At 38.9% G+C, this 16583-nt stretch carries 12 protein-coding genes; 5 read left to right on the top strand and 7 right to left on the bottom strand.

Annotated elements, in window-relative coordinates; translation table 11 throughout:
• Nucleotides 1-15 precede the first annotated feature (15 nt).
• The 3 genes from QUE35_RS07360 to QUE35_RS07350 are packed head-to-tail and all read left to right on the top strand — an operon-like array spanning nucleotide 16 to nucleotide 5103.
• Entirely contained in the window at nucleotides 16-1422 is a 1407-nt protein-coding gene (locus QUE35_RS07360; RefSeq protein WP_022603140.1) for a sialate O-acetylesterase, read from the top strand.
• A gap of 18 nt (nucleotides 1423-1440) precedes the next feature.
• Nucleotides 1441-2862 carry an FAD-dependent oxidoreductase gene (locus QUE35_RS07355; protein WP_009317967.1) on the top strand — a complete coding sequence of 474 codons (1422 nt, stop codon included), beginning with the start codon at nucleotides 1441-1443 and terminating at the stop codon, nucleotides 2860-2862.
• A gap of 60 nt (nucleotides 2863-2922) precedes the next feature.
• Complete coding sequence (locus QUE35_RS07350; protein WP_022603144.1) at nucleotides 2923-5103, top strand: polysaccharide lyase family 8 super-sandwich domain-containing protein; 2181 nt, start codon at nucleotides 2923-2925, stop codon at nucleotides 5101-5103.
• Between the two features lie 176 nt (nucleotides 5104-5279).
• Here QUE35_RS07350 and QUE35_RS07345 read toward each other — a convergent pair whose 3' ends face one another.
• Together QUE35_RS07345 and QUE35_RS07340 are read right to left on the bottom strand one after the other, a co-directional pair.
• Nucleotides 5280-6932 carry an AMP-binding protein gene (locus tag QUE35_RS07345; RefSeq protein WP_022603146.1) on the bottom strand — a complete coding sequence of 551 codons (1653 nt, stop codon included), beginning with the start codon at nucleotides 6930-6932 and terminating at the stop codon, nucleotides 5280-5282.
• Nucleotides 6933-6953: 21 nt separating this feature from the next.
• On the bottom strand, nucleotides 6954-7529 hold the full coding sequence (locus QUE35_RS07340) for a helix-turn-helix domain-containing protein (protein WP_022603148.1): 576 nt from the start codon (nucleotides 7527-7529) through the stop codon (nucleotides 6954-6956).
• A gap of 285 nt (nucleotides 7530-7814) precedes the next feature.
• Between QUE35_RS07340 and QUE35_RS07335 the strand changes: the two genes are divergently transcribed.
• Nucleotides 7815-8342, top strand: a complete 528-nt coding sequence (locus tag QUE35_RS07335; RefSeq protein ID WP_022603152.1) for a hypothetical protein — start codon at nucleotides 7815-7817, stop codon at nucleotides 8340-8342.
• Nucleotides 8329-8907: a PepSY-associated TM helix domain-containing protein gene (locus QUE35_RS07330; RefSeq protein ID WP_022603154.1), complete on the top strand. Its 579-nt coding sequence runs from the start codon at nucleotides 8329-8331 to the stop codon at nucleotides 8905-8907. Before QUE35_RS07335 ends, QUE35_RS07330 begins: the two co-directional genes overlap by 14 nt.
• Nucleotides 8908-8976: 69 nt before the next feature.
• Here QUE35_RS07330 and QUE35_RS07325 read toward each other — a convergent pair whose 3' ends face one another.
• The 5 genes from QUE35_RS07325 to QUE35_RS07305 all read right to left on the bottom strand — a co-directional run bounded on the left by QUE35_RS07325 (nucleotide 8977) and on the right by QUE35_RS07305 (nucleotide 16564).
• Nucleotides 8977-10038, bottom strand: a complete 1062-nt coding sequence (locus tag QUE35_RS07325) for a BACON domain-containing protein (protein ID WP_022603155.1) — start codon at nucleotides 10036-10038, stop codon at nucleotides 8977-8979.
• Between the two features lie 61 nt (nucleotides 10039-10099).
• Nucleotides 10100-12679, bottom strand: a complete 2580-nt coding sequence (locus tag QUE35_RS07320) for a zinc-dependent metalloprotease (protein ID WP_031258968.1) — start codon at nucleotides 12677-12679, stop codon at nucleotides 10100-10102.
• Between the two features lie 61 nt (nucleotides 12680-12740).
• Nucleotides 12741-14285, bottom strand: a complete 1545-nt coding sequence (locus QUE35_RS07315; RefSeq protein ID WP_022603159.1) for a PKD-like family lipoprotein — start codon at nucleotides 14283-14285, stop codon at nucleotides 12741-12743.
• A 13-nt stretch (nucleotides 14286-14298) separates the two neighbouring features.
• Nucleotides 14299-15090: a DUF4843 domain-containing protein gene (locus tag QUE35_RS07310; protein ID WP_031258969.1), complete on the bottom strand. Its 792-nt coding sequence runs from the start codon at nucleotides 15088-15090 to the stop codon at nucleotides 14299-14301.
• Between the two features lie 25 nt (nucleotides 15091-15115).
• Nucleotides 15116-16564: a RagB/SusD family nutrient uptake outer membrane protein gene (locus QUE35_RS07305; RefSeq protein WP_022603164.1), complete on the bottom strand. Its 1449-nt coding sequence runs from the start codon at nucleotides 16562-16564 to the stop codon at nucleotides 15116-15118.
• Nucleotides 16565-16583 lie beyond the last annotated feature (19 nt).

Raw genomic sequence — 16583 nt, 5'->3', positions numbered from 1 at the left:
TAAAATAAGAAGTTTATGAGTCGATTTATTTTATTATGTATAACCGGTATTTTGTCTTTTTCTGTTGTTCATGCAGAATTGAAACTCGCATCTCTGTTTTCTGATAATATGGTTATTCAGAGAGATTCCTATGTGCCGGTATGGGGTTTTGCAGATCCGATGACCGAAGTTGCGGTACGGGGATCTTGGTGCAAACAGTGGAGTAGGGTAACTTCTGATTCGGCGGGTAAATGGAAAGTATATATAAAGACGCCTCCTGCCGGAGGTCCATTTTCTATTTGGTGTAAAAGTAAATCCGATAAGGCAGAAGTACGTAATGTCCTTTCGGGTGAAGTGTGGTTATGTGGCGGTCAGTCGAATATGGAAATGACGGTCAGAGGAAGTTTAAACCAACCAGTTCTACATGCAAATGATATTCTTATGGATGCTGATAATGAGCAAATTAGGCTAATACGTATAGCTCGTAATGCACAGTTGATCCCTCAAGACACTTGTAGAGGACAATGGAAAACGGCATCTTCCGTATCGATTAGGTATTTTAGTCTTATCGGTTATTTGTTTGCAAAAACTTTACAAAAACAACTTAAAGTTCCGGTAGGAATGATTGAAACTTCTTGGGGCGGTTCAGCAATACAGCCGTGGATGAGTAGGGAGTGCTTAGAATCAATGAATATTTCTGTCCCGAATGATTTCCGTAATTTTAAAGTGCATCGTAGAGCACCCTCTTCTTTATATAATGGAATGGTTGCTCCGATTGCCGGTTTCGGAATACGGGGTTTTCTGTGGTATCAGGGTGAATCAAATGTAGGAGATCCGGATTTGTATAGAAGATTACTTCCTGAAATGGTAAAGGATTGGCGTAAATCATGGAATAACGATACTTTACCTTTTTATTATGTTCAGGTTGCTCCGTATGATTATCCGAATGGGAATGGTGCATTGCTACGAGAGGCGCAGTTGAAAGCGTATAAGGATATTCCGTATAGCGGTATGGTTGTCATTACAGATGCCGGAATCGAAAAGTGCATTCATCCGTCAAATAAATCTATTGTGGCAAAAAGGTTGATCTATTGGGCGATGAATAGGACATACGGGAAACGTGCTATAGCTTGTGATTTCCCGGAACTGGATTCTTATGTTGTAAAGGATGGAAAAATGCTACTTCAGTTTAAAAATGCTCCGAACGGGCTGACATCGTATAATAAATCGATTACGCTTTTTGAGGTTGCTGGAGAGGATAGGGTATTTTATCCTGCAAAAGCTGTAATTGGTAAAGAAAAGGGGATTGTCGTTTGGAACGATCAAGTAAAGAATCCTGTCGCAGTGCGTTATGGATTTAGAAGTTGGATTAAAGGGGAACTTTATAGTACAGAAGGGATTCCTGTCCCTTCATTTCGGACAGATAATTGGAATGTTGAATAATTTAATATAGAGAAGAGTATGGGAAAAAATAAAATATCACGGCGAAGTTTTGTAAAGCAATTGGGTTTAATGGGTGTTGCCGTATCGGGTATTGCGTCTGTTTCTGCTGCGTTACCGATTAATTCAGAGGATAGAGAAAAAATATCTTTAAGAAAACGTTCTGTTCCTATATCAAAGGGTTGGGATGTAATTGTCGTTGGAGGAGGACCTTCGGGTTGCACTGCTGCTATTGCTGCAGCAAGAGAAGGTGCGAAAACGCTTTTGATCGAATCTACCGGAATGCTGGGTGGCATGGGTACTGCCGGACTGATGAATGCATGGTGTCCTTTTACCGACGGTGAGAAAATTATTTATAACGGATTGGCTGAAAAAGTAATGAGGGCGGCTAAAAAAGGTGTACCTCACGTCCCAGAAAACAGTTATAACTGGTTACCGATAAATACCGAGCAATTGAAAAGGGTATATGATGAAATGGTTTTGAGTTCAGGAGCTTCTGTATTGTTATTTACTCAGTTATCTGCTGTGGAAATGAAAAATGACGAAACGATAGATTCGATTATCGTGTCGAATAAAGCCGGACTGACGGCATATAAAGCGAAAGTATATATCGATTGTACTGGAGATGGAGATATGGCAGCCTGGGCCGGTGCAGATTTTCTGCATGGAGATGAGTCGGAGAAAGTACAATCTGCGACACTCTGTTTTTCTATGGCGAATGTAAATCAACAAAATTATAATAAAGCCCGCTATACGATAGAAGGTGCCAAACCGCAAAGCCCTATCCATAAAATTTTGGCTTCGGGTAAGTATCCTTTGATCCCTGATTCTCATTTTAATGTAAAAATGTCTGCACCCTCTTTTTTGATGTTCAATGCAGGACATATACAGGTGAATAGTACTGATCCTTTAGATCTTTCGGATGCAATGATACGAGGGCGGCAGCTGGTGAAACAAATGGATGAAGGACTACATGAGTTTGCTCCGGAAATTTTCGGAGATTCTTATCTTTCGGCAACAGGATCGTTATTAGGCTTGAGAGAAAGCCGCCGTATTGTGGGCGATTATTTATTCACAATAGATGATTGGCTGGCACGGAGATCTTTTGATGACGAAATAGGACGGAATTGCTATTATATCGACGTCCATAAAAAGAACAAGAAAAAGCGTTATCCTCGTTATTCCAAAGGGGAATCTCACGGTATTCCGTATCGTTGCCTTACTCCTAAGAAATTGAAAAATGTTTTGGTAGCAGGCCGTTGTATATCTACAGATGAATATGCTTTTGGCAGTTTGCGGGTTATGCCGGCTTGCTTGGTGACTGGTGAAGCTGCCGGATTGGCTGGGGCTTTGGCTGTTCGTTCCGAAAAACCGGATGTGCATGAAGTTGATGTAACTTTATTGCGGAAACGCTTAAAAGAAGAAGGACAGAATATACGGTAATCAGACATAAAAATAGAGTTTATAAAATTGTATTATGAGAATTTTTGAAAATTGATATACATGGGAGGTTACCCGTATAAAATATTATCTGTTTTTTTCTTCTTTCTCTTCAATATGGTGTATGCTGAAGATATACAGATTTGTAAGAAGAATTTAATAGAATGGCATACGAATTCATTATATGAAGGTGAAAAAATAGTATCTGAGATTATTCAGTTGACAGATAACGGTTCGTATATTGATCAATCTGTTAAAGAATTATACTTGAACATTCTTTTACCTTGTGATACGATAGAGCATTGGGTCGTTTCGCAGTTGCCGGATGGAAGTTGGCCGGATATAAATTATGAAGATCGAAGTGCAAGTCTTTGGCTCCCGTCTTTTCATGTAATTCGTCTTTTTCATTTAGCAAAAAGCTATTGTGCTGTAAAATCAGGTTTATATCGTCACGATAAGGTGCTAAAAGTGTTTTTATCGGGATTGAACTATTGGTGTAATTACGACAATTGTTCTACAAATTGGTGGTTTACCGATATCGGAATTAATAAAATACTCGGACCAGCATTGTTGATGATGGAAGATCATTTACCCGAGGATTTAAGAAGTAAAGCACTTGAACAGTTGAGCCGTTCTCGTATAGGCAAGACCGGACAAAATAAAGTGTGGTTAGCAGGAAATGTTATCTATAAAGCGTTATTCGAGAAAGATAAAGATGAATTGGAGTCGGCCCGTAATGTAATTGTTTCGGAGATATATTTGACAATGGGGGAAGGAATACAACCTGATTATTCATATCATTTGCACGGCCCTCAGCTTCAGTTTGGAAACTATGGTCTTGCTTACGCCTTGAATATGACATATTGGGCTTGTATTTTTCGAGATACAAAATTTTCTTTTGCAGAGAAACAGATTGGGATATTGGGGGATTACTTGTTAAAAGGTTTAAATGGTGTTGTATGGAACGGTAGAATGGATTTTAGCGCTTGTGGTCGCCAACTGTTTAAAAATGTTCAAAGAGGAAAGGCCTTGGCATTAGTACAGGCTTTGTACGATATTTCTCATGTCGATTGTATGAGGGCTTGTCGATATAAAGAATCGTGCAGATCTATTCTTACTGAAGGTCGAGATTGTGACTCTTTCGGGACTTGTGCTTTTTATCGGTCTGATATGCTGGTTAGTAAAACCTCAAAAGCTTATATCTCCGTGAGGTTTTCATCTCCTCGTGTTATTGCTACGGAGACAGGTAATAAAGAGAATTTGAAGGGATATTATTTAGGGGACGGTGTGACGGCTTTAATGCGAGACGGAAAAGAATATGAGAATATTTTTCCGGTGTGGGACTGGCATTGCCTTCCGGGTATTACTGCTCCTGCAAATTATAGAGATTTGCCTTTATTGGGATGGGAAGGTTATCGTAACGGAAATGCTTTTTCAGGAGTGATAGCTGATGGAGAAAACGGTATTGCCGCTTTTTCTCTCGATCGTGACGGGATAACCGGGAAAAAGGGGTATTTTTTGTTCGGAGATTTGCTTGTATGTTTGGGAAATGGTTTAAGAAGTTCTAAGGGCGATTCTTTACAGACAACGATAAACCAAACGTATTATGCCGGTAATTGTACCATAAACTTTGAAGGGAAAACATCTGTTCTGAAAGATGATATTTTTGAGTTGCCTCCAGAAAGTAGCTGTCTGGTTAGTCATGGTGGTTGGGATTATTGTATTCTTCCGGGACAAAAAGGACGTATTTTTGTAAAAAAGAGTTTTGGTAGTTGGCATGAAATAGCAGCATTTTACGATATGTCCGAACAGTCTGCAAAAATATTTACTTGTGTTTTAGATAATCATCAGGGATGTTATGCTTATATGGTAACACCTTCTGATAAAAGTAGTCGGAAGGCTTTTTCGTCAGTGGATATTTTAAGCCGGACAGAAGAGTGCCAAGCTGTAAAACAAAAAAACAATAATCTCATATCAGCTATATTTTATAAACCGGGTTTGCTTTATCTCGATGCTTATTGCGATTTTATTGCAGTAACTCCGGCGTTATTTATACTCCGGCCTTATAAAGATGGTTGGAAAATAACGATGTCCGATCCTACGCAGCAATTAAAAACGATAGTTTTTGAAATTTCCGGAGAATATTCAGGAGGAGTTTATATCCCGGAAGAAAATCGTACTCGTTTTACTGTCAGCTGTCCTCAAGGTAAATATGCAGGTTCAGGAATTTCTGTTACGTTATAGTTTGGATTAAGAGTTTTGTCATCTAAATTTCTGGCAAAGAAATTCTCAAAGTTGATGCGGGTAAATTTAACAAGCTATTTCTATCAGACCTGAAAAAAAATCCTTTTGTCTGTTCTCCGGTGCGGATAGGCAGACAAAAGGATATCATCAAATTATAGGTAGATGGAAAAGCTTTTTCAGTCGGGTGTAATACCTTGTTTCTTTAATAGTTCGAGTCCCAAATCTTTTAGTTTATATTTTTGTATTTTTCCGCTACCGGTTAATGGGAATTGGTCTATAAAGAAAATATATTTAGGTATTTTATGTCGTGAAATTTTCCCTTTACAGAAGTCTTTTACATCGCAGTCATGCAGGCTTTCGCCCTCTTTCAGTATAATGAATGCTCCGACTTCTTCTCCGTATTTCTTTGAGGGCACGGCAGCAACTTGTACGTCTTTAATTTGCGGGATCTGATACAAGAATTCTTCAATTTCGCGTGGATATATATTCTCTCCGCCTCGAATAATCATGTCTTTGATACGCCCGGTAATTTTGTAGTTGCCTTCAGGAGTTTTTATTCCCAGATCCCCGGAATGCAAAAAGCCGTTTTTATCGATAATGGCGGCTGTGGCCTCCGGCATTTTGTAATATCCTTTCATGATATTGTATCCTCGGCAACACATTTCACCCTGCACACCTACCGGACATTCTTCGAGAGTTTCCGGATCTATTACGCGCACTTCTACTCCGGGAAGATCGCTTCCTACTGTCGATGCTCTGACTTCGACCGGATCATCGACTTTACTTTGAGTCATGCCCGGCGATGTTTCTGTCAGTCCGTAAACACTTGTGATTTCTTTCATGTACATTTTGTCCATTACTTCCCGCATAAGCCATTCGGGGCACAGAGATCCTGCCATAATTCCCGTGCGCAGAGATGAAAGGTCGAACATGCTGAACATCGGGTGATTCAATTCGGCAATAAACATAGTCGGGACGCCGTATAGTGCAGTGCATCGTTCTTTATGAACCGAAGCCAGTACGACAAGCGGATCGAATCGTTCAAGCATTACGGCACATCCTCCATTGGTGATGATCGCCATGATGCCGAGTACGATACCGAAACAATGGAAAAGGGGAACGGGAAGGCATACCCGATCGTTTTCGGAGAATTTCATGCATTGCCCTATGCAATATCCGTTGTTCGTGATATTGTGGTGAGTAAGCATTACTCCTTTTGGGAAGCCTGTAGTCCCCGAAGTATATTGCATATTCACTACATCATAACAGTTGAATTTCTGTTTTTGGGTTTCTAACTTTTCATCAGTTATGGTATTTCCCAATAAAAGAAGTTCTGCTGTATTGTACATGCCCCGATGTTTTTCCTGTCCGATATAAACGACATTGCGCATATAGGGAAACTTATTACTTTTCAAATGTCCTCGTTGTGAGGTTTTCAATTCGGGGAGCATTGTGTAGGTCATGTCGACGTAATCGCTGTCGAATGTACCGTTGGATATGCATAATGTGTGAATATCGGCATTTTCTACCAGGTATTCCAACTCATGTTGTTTGTAGTTTGTATTTACAGTAACCAGAATTGCTCCGATTTTGGCAGATGCAAACAGAAATGTGAGCCAATCGGGTACGTTCGTTGCCCAAATACCGACTTTAGAGTCTTTTTCGACTCCTATGGCCATCATCCCTTTGGCAAGATTATTTACACGTTTGTTGAATTCTGAGTAAGTAAAACGCAAGTCTCGGTCCGAGTAAACGATAAATTCTTTATCAGGTGTTTTTTCTGCCCAATATTCGAGAAAATCTCCTAATGTTTTTTCAAATAATTGCATAGTCTGGAATTTTAGCGGTTTTTAGGCAGGAACATAAACTACAGCGAGAATAGTGGCTGTTTGGTTGTTATAGGCATGTACGTGATGAGGCACGATAGAGTCGTAATAAATGCTATCACCTTTTTTCAGGACATATGTTTCGTTACCGTAATTGATTTCAATTTCTCCGTTTGCGACTATAATAAATTCTTCTCCTTCATGTGAGGACATTTCATATTCGTTTGCCGGGGCTGGAGCTATGTTTATAAAAAAAGGCTCCATGTGGCGGTTCGATTTCGATTTTGACAAAGAATAATATTCCATGTGTCTGGATGCATTTGGAGTATTTGTAGAGAAACTAATACTTTTTTCCTTTTGCATATTCCGACATATAACAGGTCCGAGCTCTTCCTGATCATCAAGGAATGTTCCTAACCGTACCCCCATAGCTCGAGCTATTTTTAATAGCGGGGCAAGTGCCGGTAAATCGATATCTTCTTCTATTCGTGTAACCTGCTCTTCGCTTAATCCGGCTTGTTCGGCTACCTCTTTACGGCTCATATTCTTATTTTCCCGAATCGTTTGTATTTTGTAACCTACGGTCTTGTTGTTTTTCATAACTTACTATTATATTGTATGTTTTTGTGATGTAATTTGCAATAATATGAAATAATTATTGGCAAAAATAAGAAAAACTTTAATTTGAATGAAAGAATATACGAAATTTTTCCGAAATAAATTACTGAAAATCGTTTTATCGAGTTTTTTATTTTTCGGATTTGATGTTTGGAAAAATATGATTGCTGATATTTTATATTGAAATTAATTAAGTAAGTAGTATATTTGTAGTGTATAAATATTTATTATGCAGAAATAAATCAAATATTTTAATAAATAAAAAAAATGAAAGTAGTAAATTTATGTGTATCATTATTGGTACTCTCTTTTGTCGTAGCGTGTCAGCCCAAAACGACAACCTCTGATCAGATCACAGATGAAGTGTATCAGGTAGATAGTTTGTTGGTTTTGCAAGACTCCTTGATCGGTGATACGGTGGAGGTTGAAGGTTTTTGTGTCGATATCTGCGGGCATGGCGGTTCTCATATTACTTTGATGGGAAGCGATACGACTCAGATTGTCAATGTAGAGGCCGGATCTCAAATCGGTTCGTTCAGCAATGATCTGAGAAATAACAACGTTCGTGTAAAAGTCGTTATTAATGAACAACGAGTGGATGAAGCTTTTCTTTCTGATTGGGAGCACCGTTTAGATGAAAGTTTGAAGACTCCGCAAGGTAATCCTGAGGCGGTAGCAATGTTGAAACAGCAAATTGCCGAAATTCGGGCAGCAATAGCGGAACGTGCCGAAAAAGAAAACAAGAATTATTATAGTCAGTATCATATCGTTGCTTCAGAATATGCCGTCCAATAATTTTTCTGCTAAGATACGCAAATGGTTTCGGGTCATTCATCGGGATCTTTCCTTTATTTTTGCCGGGATAATAATTGTTTATGCGGTTTCAGGTATTGCATTGAACCATAAACGTGATTTTAATTCGGATTATCGGATTTCTCGTTCTGAAATTATGTTGAAGGGCGATTTCCCGAAACAGGAAAAAGTGTCGAAAGAGGAGACTTTGGCTTTACTTGAGCAAGTCGGGGAAGAGAATGCTTATATGAAACACTATTATTTCGGGGATCAGCAAATGAAAGTCTTTTTGAAAGGTGGCTCTTCTTTGGAGGTCGATATGAATACCGGTAAAGCTTTATATGAGTCGGTAAAAAAACGTCCGATATTGAGTGCTTTCAACCGTTTGCATTATAATCCGATGCGTTGGTGGACATGGTTCTCCGATGTGTTTGCCGTATCTCTGATTATCATAACGATTACCGGATTGTTTATGAATAAAGGAAATAAGGGCATTATCGGACGAGGAGGAATCGAATTTATAATAGGAATCTTGATTCCCGTTTTGTTCCTGATTTATTTAAGCTGATATAGACTTGATATTATAAAAAAACGTTCGTTTCAATAAACGAACGTTTTTTTATAATAGGGAAAAATATTAGTTGGCTTTCTGAACTACCGGTATGCGGAAAAGTTCAACGTCACCGCCTTTTAATACAACATCTAATTTACGGTCCGCTCCTGTGGTATTAGCAGATTTGGGGGATATAACAACATTCCCGTATATTCCGTAACTTGCATTTAACCAAGATTCTTCTTCTGTTATGGGATTTGATGTTCCGGCAGTACAAATTGCTACATCGATGCTTCCGTTTGCGTCGATACCGTATTCAACTCTGCTTGTGCTGATGTCGCTAGCATTGAAACTCAATAATGTATTGTTTGCGATTGTTGTTTCCCAATTTGCATCCCAAACCGTGATTTCTGTTGCAGGCATAGGATTTTGCATGATGGAAATGCTCACAGGTTCTGCTGTTCCTGCGCTGATATTTAATGTTATATTTCTCATCATACTGGTTTCATTTGCTTGGGTAAATTTGATTTCAACTGTTTCTCCACTGCGTCCGCTAGTCTTGTTGATACTATACCAGGGTGTATAAGTTCCATCTTCAGGGTCGTTCCAATCTTCTACGGTCATGTTCCAACGTCCGGCATTTGTTTTAATAACGAAACTGAATGGAGCTCCGTCTTTATAAGGTGTGGTATAAGTATACATGTTATTTTCCATGGGGACACCCGATAAAGTGATCGTATTTTGAGTATCAGTTCCCAATTGGGTTATTGTAAATTCAACGGGTTCTGCACCGGGTACGGTAATTTTGAATGTCGCCGTTCTGTCGTCACTTTCCGTATGAATGCCGGCTTTTACTGAGATGGTCGTATTATTCAATACTTTGGCAGTACACCAAGAACCGTTATTTTCGACAGCTTCTACCTTGATCAATTCTGCGGGAGCATTTGTCGTGATGTGAACGACCGTATCGACTAATTGGTCGGTAGGAAGTTCCAGTAAAGCATCGTCTTCGGATGCTAAAGACAGAGTGTAGTTTACTTCTTCTCCCTTTTTGTCATCATCGTCATCTGAACAACTGTTCAATGTAAATGAAAATGTTACTGTTAATAAAGCGATGGCTAAGAATTTCAGATCAGTAATTTTCATAGATCATTTATTATTTAGTTAGTAAATAGGGGAAGCGGTAACCGCCGCTTCCCATTAGTTATTATTTGTCAAACAATTTTTGAATAACTGTGATCTGGTAATCATAGTATGCTCTTGTACGAGCATCTCCTGTACCCCTCTTTGCTTTGTACAGATTTAATATGTTTTTCAAAGTTGCGGTAATAATCGGACGACCGACACCTGCGGATAATTTTGCAGGGGTCATATTATGCCGGGCATAAGATTGTTCGTCTTTATGAAAACTGCATTTATCGTGTTGTTTACAAAAAGCGTTGCTCTCTTTTGCTACCGAATCCATCATTTTTTTCAACTCTTGTTCCGGATCAGCCAATCCACCCATTAACCCTTTGTTCATAGACGGGTCGAGGTTGGAGTATTTCATCAATGCTGCAACTGCGGCATTTTGAAGATTCATGTCTTCCTGAGTCAGGGATTTTGATTTAATCGTATTTACGAATATCGCATTTGTCGCATCTTTCAGATACTCATCCAATGTATATAGATTTTCTTGTCCTGAACGTTCTCCTTCATAAACGCTTCCCATGATTCCAGGACCTAAGATTCTCCCTACAATAGAGTATTGGAAATTGTCATAGAGGTTAGATTCCAATCCGGTAATTCTCATTATGTTTTCAGGAAGAAGCCATTTCCGGCAATTCAGCGCTTGGTCTGTGAGCCATATCATCGCTTTTTTCTGTTTATCTTTTGTAATATACCGTTTTGCATAATTGCTTTTTCCGTCTTGTACGATATCTTTATATTCCACTCCTCCGAGGTAAGGCATTACATGAGTCAAATATCTCATGTATTGACTTACGCAGGCCAGATACATTTCTTGTATATCATCGTAGTTTTTATTTTCTTGAGCAAACCATTTATCGATATTCGAAATAATATATTTCAGATTTTCGATACCGTAGTTACTGGCTTTAATATGATCATTTCCCAAATCTTCAGTTTGGTCGGTAGGATCTTCATTGAGAAATAGCTGCTGTGCTCCGAATTCATACATCGGATCTCCTTTTTTATCTGTGATGATTTTATTCAGGTAAGGATATTCATCTTCTGCAGTTTTTGCATCTTTGAAGATACGATACCCCCAATTGATAGCGTGCATATCATAAACCCCCATTAATGGCGGAACCATCCGTACACCTTTTTCAAAATCTCCTCTTTGCGCAACATAGTTATTTCGGGCATAGTCCATGATACTCGGAGTAGTTCCGTATTTTTGTGTGAAAGACGGACTGCGTAAGGAGTCTACGGGGAAGGAGTAACTTGCACCCATATTGTGCATCAATCCGAGTGTGTGGCCGATTTCGTGGGATGCTACATAACGTAAAGACTCATTCATTACATCATCATCGAAAATCATTTTACGGACACGTGCATCTACTGCTCCGGTCTGAGAAAAACGCCAATTGTGGACTAACGAAATTACATTGTGATACCACATGACTTCACCAACCAGAATTTCTCCACTACGCGGATCGATATAACTCGGCCCGGCGGCATTAGCAATGTCATTGGTCATATAACGTACGCAATTGTAACGAATATCGTCCGGATCGAAATTCGGGTCGTCTGTCGGATAATCTTTTGCTACTACTACGTTTTTAAATCCTGCTGCTTCAAAGGCTTTGTTCCAGTCTTCGATACCGGCTTTTACTGCTCCTCTCCATTTTTCAGGAAATGCAGAATCTACATAATAGACAATTTGTTTTTTAGGTTCTACCAGTTCTCCTTTGAAATATTTTTCCAAGTCTTCTTCTTTCGGTTCTACACGCCAGCGGTGAATAAATTCTTTGGGTAAAATTTTATCTGCTTCGGATGTGTAATAATAGTAACCGGAACTGAAGTATCCTACTCGATTGTCTTGATAACGGCTTCTCATCGGTTCTTTGGGAAGTTCTATTATAGAACGGCGCATTGTAAGGGTATATCCTCCTGCTGTAATATTGAAATTCAGAATGCTGGTAATTTCTATATTCTTTTCAAAGCTTTTCACCTCTTTTAATCTTGAGGCTGATGCATCATAAGAGGCGCTCATCGTTTCTCTTGTGCGGACACTTTGGCGGATCGGAGTGATACATTTCTCGTTCGATACGAAAAATGAGGTGACGTCTATCAATAAAGTGTCGTTACGAGATGCTTTTATTTTGAATGTTTTTAAAATCGGATTATTGAAATTCCGTTTGAAAGAAGCAGCGATGGCATCATCTTCTTTTACTTTATCGTAAGTTTGTACTGTATGCATATATACGTTGCTTGTGTCTGCTGAAAGACAGAACATGAACGGATCACCTAACATTTCGCCTGCCGTAAAGTTTGAACTGTTACTGGTTTCCGATACTCGGTTTGCCAACAAATACAGGTTATCCAAGTTTTTCGGTGTTATTTCCAGAAGAAGTTCGTTTTTGGGTGTAACCCATGCTTTAAATACTCCGTCGTGGGGTGTCGCTTTTTGAATAGCATCGGCAAATTTATCTTTTTTCTTTGCTGGTGCTGTTTGTTCGGTTTTACCTTTATTTTTCTTACTTTTTCGCTTAAACCATCCTGCATTTGCGTCTGGCAGAGCTACTGATAATGAAATCAACAAAGCAAACAACTTGTATTTCATACTGTACATAATTTATGATAATTAATGATTTTGGTTGAAGAATAAATTTGTTATTTGTTTTTTAGAATTGTTTGAATGCAATATTCTTTATACGGGAGAAATCTCCCCACGTTTCTTGATCGATAATTTCTATTTTATCTGCCGAGTCGATTACCTGATATTTTCTTAAAGTCCCTCCATTTTCCTGTCCTTCTTTATATGTGGCGATATAAAAGAAGTCTTGATCTTTTTGATCCGAGATAATATCATTGAAGATTGCCGTGATTTTTTCGCCCGGAAAAGATCGAAGTTCGACGGCTGCACTTCCGTTTCTGAAATTGTAACCGTATAACGTATTTCCGGCTGCATATATCAAGTATCCTTGTCGGTTTGTTAAACTGAATAGTTCAGATTGGTCTATATTCGTTGCCCCTGAAACCATGTATTTCCCGCCTTTAGTTGCAGAGCCTCCGGTACGTGTAATCGTGTAAGTGTAGAGGTATAGTTTGCCATCGACCGGATTTTTTAGCAATGTGGCAGATTGTCCGCTACCAAAAAGCGAATTGATTGTCGTTACGAAATCGAGTCCGTCAGGAGCAAAATCTTTTTTGGTATTCCAACTGAACGTGTTGTCGCTATCACTATCAGCCATATCTTTCATACTATTGGCCAAAGTTCTTAGATAGGTGAATCTTTTGTCATCGGTATTATATAAAATGAATTGATCGATGACAGCGGCGGATATATCTTCACCACTACGGTTACAAGCTATTTTGTCCCCGATATTGAAATATTTATATCCGCTTTCTTCTTCGTAATAGCTGACCGGATTTCCGAATTCTCCTTCATTCGAACTGGATAAAACATAAGCTTTACCGTCAGCGAGAAACATTCCTCTTTTGTCTTTTAATTTTTGAATATCCGTAATAACTATGTTGTTGCGGTATCCTTTTTGATCCGGATCGAAAATTGTAAGTTCCGTAGGTTGGTCAAATTCGTCACGTCCGTATCTGAAAGTATTATGTGCCGTGCATACATAAACTTGTTCTTCATATAATTCGGGACTATTATCTACCCATATCAGATTAATATCTTTATGCGGAACGTTACTGCTGTTTGTCAGGATATTTTTTAAATGCAAAGTATCCCGGCTTATCGACAGCATATCGACGCGGACATTTCCGGCGTCATCCTCACAAGCCAATATCCACCCCTTGGTATATGATGTACTTACATTCAGTTCTACGCTTTTGCTGAACACTACATTGGTGTTTTGATCGGTTATTTTTAGATAAAGGGTAAAAGCCTCAGCCGGAAGTGTTATGATGCAGTCCAGATTTCGTTCGTTTCCGAGAACAAAACGTTCTCCCGGATATTTTTGAGTTCCGACAGCGACCCACTCATATTTATAAGATCCTTTTTCTTCGGGGTCTAATGAGAAGTTCAGTTCCGGTGTAATCGTCAGTCTATCTACATTTGCCCGTACATTGTAAATCGTATCGGCTGCAAATCCTTTATCTCCGATCGTGATGTCATTGATGTCCGTATAGTCGTAATTCCCTTTGTCCTTAAAACAAGACGAAAGTAACAACATACAAAATACCAATAAATAAGCATTATATTTCATTGTCGATTCTTTTTTAATATTGAATACCTTCTCCGGCAGTCATTTTTACAAGATTCCCTTCTGAGTCCCGGTAATCTTCATAAATGGTCTGTCCTTTAGCCTCCATTTCTTTTAGGTATTGGTCGAACTTAATTCCTAACGTTTTTATTTTTACAGTTGACATGGGCTCTAAGAAATCAAGCAGTGTCAAATTGAACTGTTCGCAAATAAGCCTATTCTTTTTTTCAGAGTAAGGGCCTAAAAAATATTCGTTAAATCCCGGTAATTTTACCCATTTATCACTGATCGAGATCGTGTGGTGTATGACATCTATACCGGTTTTGTCAGAACTGTTGGGTGCGAGCCAATATGGCATAGGCAGATTGAAATCTTTTGATTCTTTCAGTTGAAGCTGAAGTGTTCGTTCATTATCTTTTAATGAACTTTTTTTATAGAAGTGAATCGGTATTTGGGCATAGATTTCATTTGCCTTTACATAGTATTTTTCTTGTAAGGGTTCGTAATCTTCTCCGGCGATAGCCGTACTTTTTTCCGGTACGACTTTAATAAATACTTCTCTGTCGTGTGGAACAGTTTCTCCGATGATTTTTACTCTGACAATCAGTATAGAATCTTCCTTGTCGAATACGGCAAACGGTAAACTCGTATTATCGGTATAGTCTAATTTGCTGTCATCCAATCCGCCTTTTGTTTTGGACATGGCAAAATAGATACCTGAAGTTCCCGAATATTCAGGTATCTCTTCCCTGCATCCGGTAAATAGTGCTAAAATAGCTATAAGATTCAGAAATATGATTTTCTTCATTTTCCTTTTTCCTTTTTTCATTATTTTATTCACGCTCTGCCAACTCCTTATCAGGGAGATCGAATTGATAGTTCGATAGTTCTATTTTCATATCTCCTGCACTCCTGTTGTATAATCGGGGTATTTCTGTAATTCCTTTTCGTTTATAATACCAGAATAGTTGACCTTCACCGATAAACTCCCGCACATATTCATCTTCTATACTTCCGTCAAGGCTTCCTCCAGAAGAAACCTGTGCTGCTTTTCTTGCACTTCTCAAGTCGTTGACCCATGTGAGAGATTTTTCGCATTCGGCTGCGATAAGATACATTTCCGAGATTCGTAAAATGGGAATAATCGATGCATATCCTAAATCACCGTCGGTTACGAAGCCGTATTTAACAAAAAAACGACCGTCATTTGCTTCGATATCCCGCAGAGCCTGAAAGTGACAAGTTCTTAAATCTCCTTCATCATCATATAAAGCCTTTACGCCGTTTTCAGTCATTGTAAGGAGGTTTTTAAGTTCCAGTTTATTAGAAAACAACTTGTCATATATATCGGTAGATCTTTGTGTATTATAAGCTCCAAACAAAACTTCTGAAGAAAATATGCGGTCTTCAGCTTCGCGATTCACAGTACCGGTGGCAGCTTGTCCGTTTACTTGTTCACGGGTTGCGAACGGGAAAAATTTAGATGCTCCAGAAATGACTTTCCGTGCATATTTCCCGGCTTCTGTCGTATTTCCGGCATATAGATATACTCGTGCGGTTAATGCTTGAACTGCAAAGTAATTTAAACGGAGATTTCTGTATCTCAGTCTGTTATTTCCTTCGGCACTGGATTGTGGACCTTTGGTAATGACCGGATCTACATTTAATAATAGGTTTTCGGCTTGGTTCAAATCCGTTAATATTTTATCTACGACATCTATTGCGCTTAATAAAGGCTTTACATTTTTTTCTGTATCATCTGAATATGGAATGCAGACTTTTCCCGGTTCGTAGGAATAGATCGGACCGAAAATGCGAAACATCTCGAAATGCAACATCGCGCGTAATGCCAAACATTCTCCCTTTATCAATTCATAGTTAGATTCGGAGAGAACCGAACGATCGTTTTCACAGTGTTCCAGTATAGTGTTTATATTGGCGATCAGAAAATAAGCTTCTTTCCAAGTGTCTGCTACCGCATCTTTTTTAGCTTGGAGTTCGAAGTTTGCTAAAGATCTGTATGTATGAGAATTTAACGGTTTTGTCGTGTCGTAATATTGTGCTAATATATCGAATGTCCCTGCCGTTAAAGTTCTTCCGTATAAGTTGGTATTTAGCAGGTGTACATATACACCGTTCAATGCGGTGAAGAAACCCGATTCACTTTGGAAAAGAGCGTCTTCCATAATACGATCTTCCGAGTCAACTTTCAGCCACTCTTTGCAAGAGCTTCCTCCTAAGAGTGTCGATATTAGTGTGATAATAATGACATATTGTTTCATAACCTATGATCCTTTTCTA

Origin of the sequence: Coprobacter fastidiosus (assembly GCF_030296935.1) — a bacterium.
Lineage (GTDB): Bacteria > Bacteroidota > Bacteroidia > Bacteroidales > Coprobacteraceae > Coprobacter > Coprobacter fastidiosus.
Note: the sequence above shows the minus strand (reverse complement) of the source record. Positions and strands in the feature narration are given on the sequence as shown.

Coding starts and splice junctions, on each gene's coding strand:
- QUE35_RS07360 (WP_022603140.1), top strand. CDS start 16: ATGAGTCGATTTATTTTATTATGTATAACCGGTATTTTGTCTTTTTCT.
- QUE35_RS07355 (WP_009317967.1), top strand. CDS start 1,441: ATGGGAAAAAATAAAATATCACGGCGAAGTTTTGTAAAGCAATTGGGT.
- QUE35_RS07350 (WP_022603144.1), top strand. CDS start 2,923: ATGGGAGGTTACCCGTATAAAATATTATCTGTTTTTTTCTTCTTTCTC.
- QUE35_RS07345 (WP_022603146.1), bottom strand. CDS start 6,932: ATGCAATTATTTGAAAAAACATTAGGAGATTTTCTCGAATATTGGGCA.
- QUE35_RS07340 (WP_022603148.1), bottom strand. CDS start 7,529: ATGAAAAACAACAAGACCGTAGGTTACAAAATACAAACGATTCGGGAA.
- QUE35_RS07335 (WP_022603152.1), top strand. CDS start 7,815: ATGAAAGTAGTAAATTTATGTGTATCATTATTGGTACTCTCTTTTGTC.
- QUE35_RS07330 (WP_022603154.1), top strand. CDS start 8,329: ATGCCGTCCAATAATTTTTCTGCTAAGATACGCAAATGGTTTCGGGTC.
- QUE35_RS07325 (WP_022603155.1), bottom strand. CDS start 10,038: ATGAAAATTACTGATCTGAAATTCTTAGCCATCGCTTTATTAACAGTA.
- QUE35_RS07320 (WP_031258968.1), bottom strand. CDS start 12,679: ATGAAATACAAGTTGTTTGCTTTGTTGATTTCATTATCAGTAGCTCTG.
- QUE35_RS07315 (WP_022603159.1), bottom strand. CDS start 14,285: ATGAAATATAATGCTTATTTATTGGTATTTTGTATGTTGTTACTTTCG.
- QUE35_RS07310 (WP_031258969.1), bottom strand. CDS start 15,090: ATGAAGAAAATCATATTTCTGAATCTTATAGCTATTTTAGCACTATTT.
- QUE35_RS07305 (WP_022603164.1), bottom strand. CDS start 16,564: ATGAAACAATATGTCATTATTATCACACTAATATCGACACTCTTAGGA.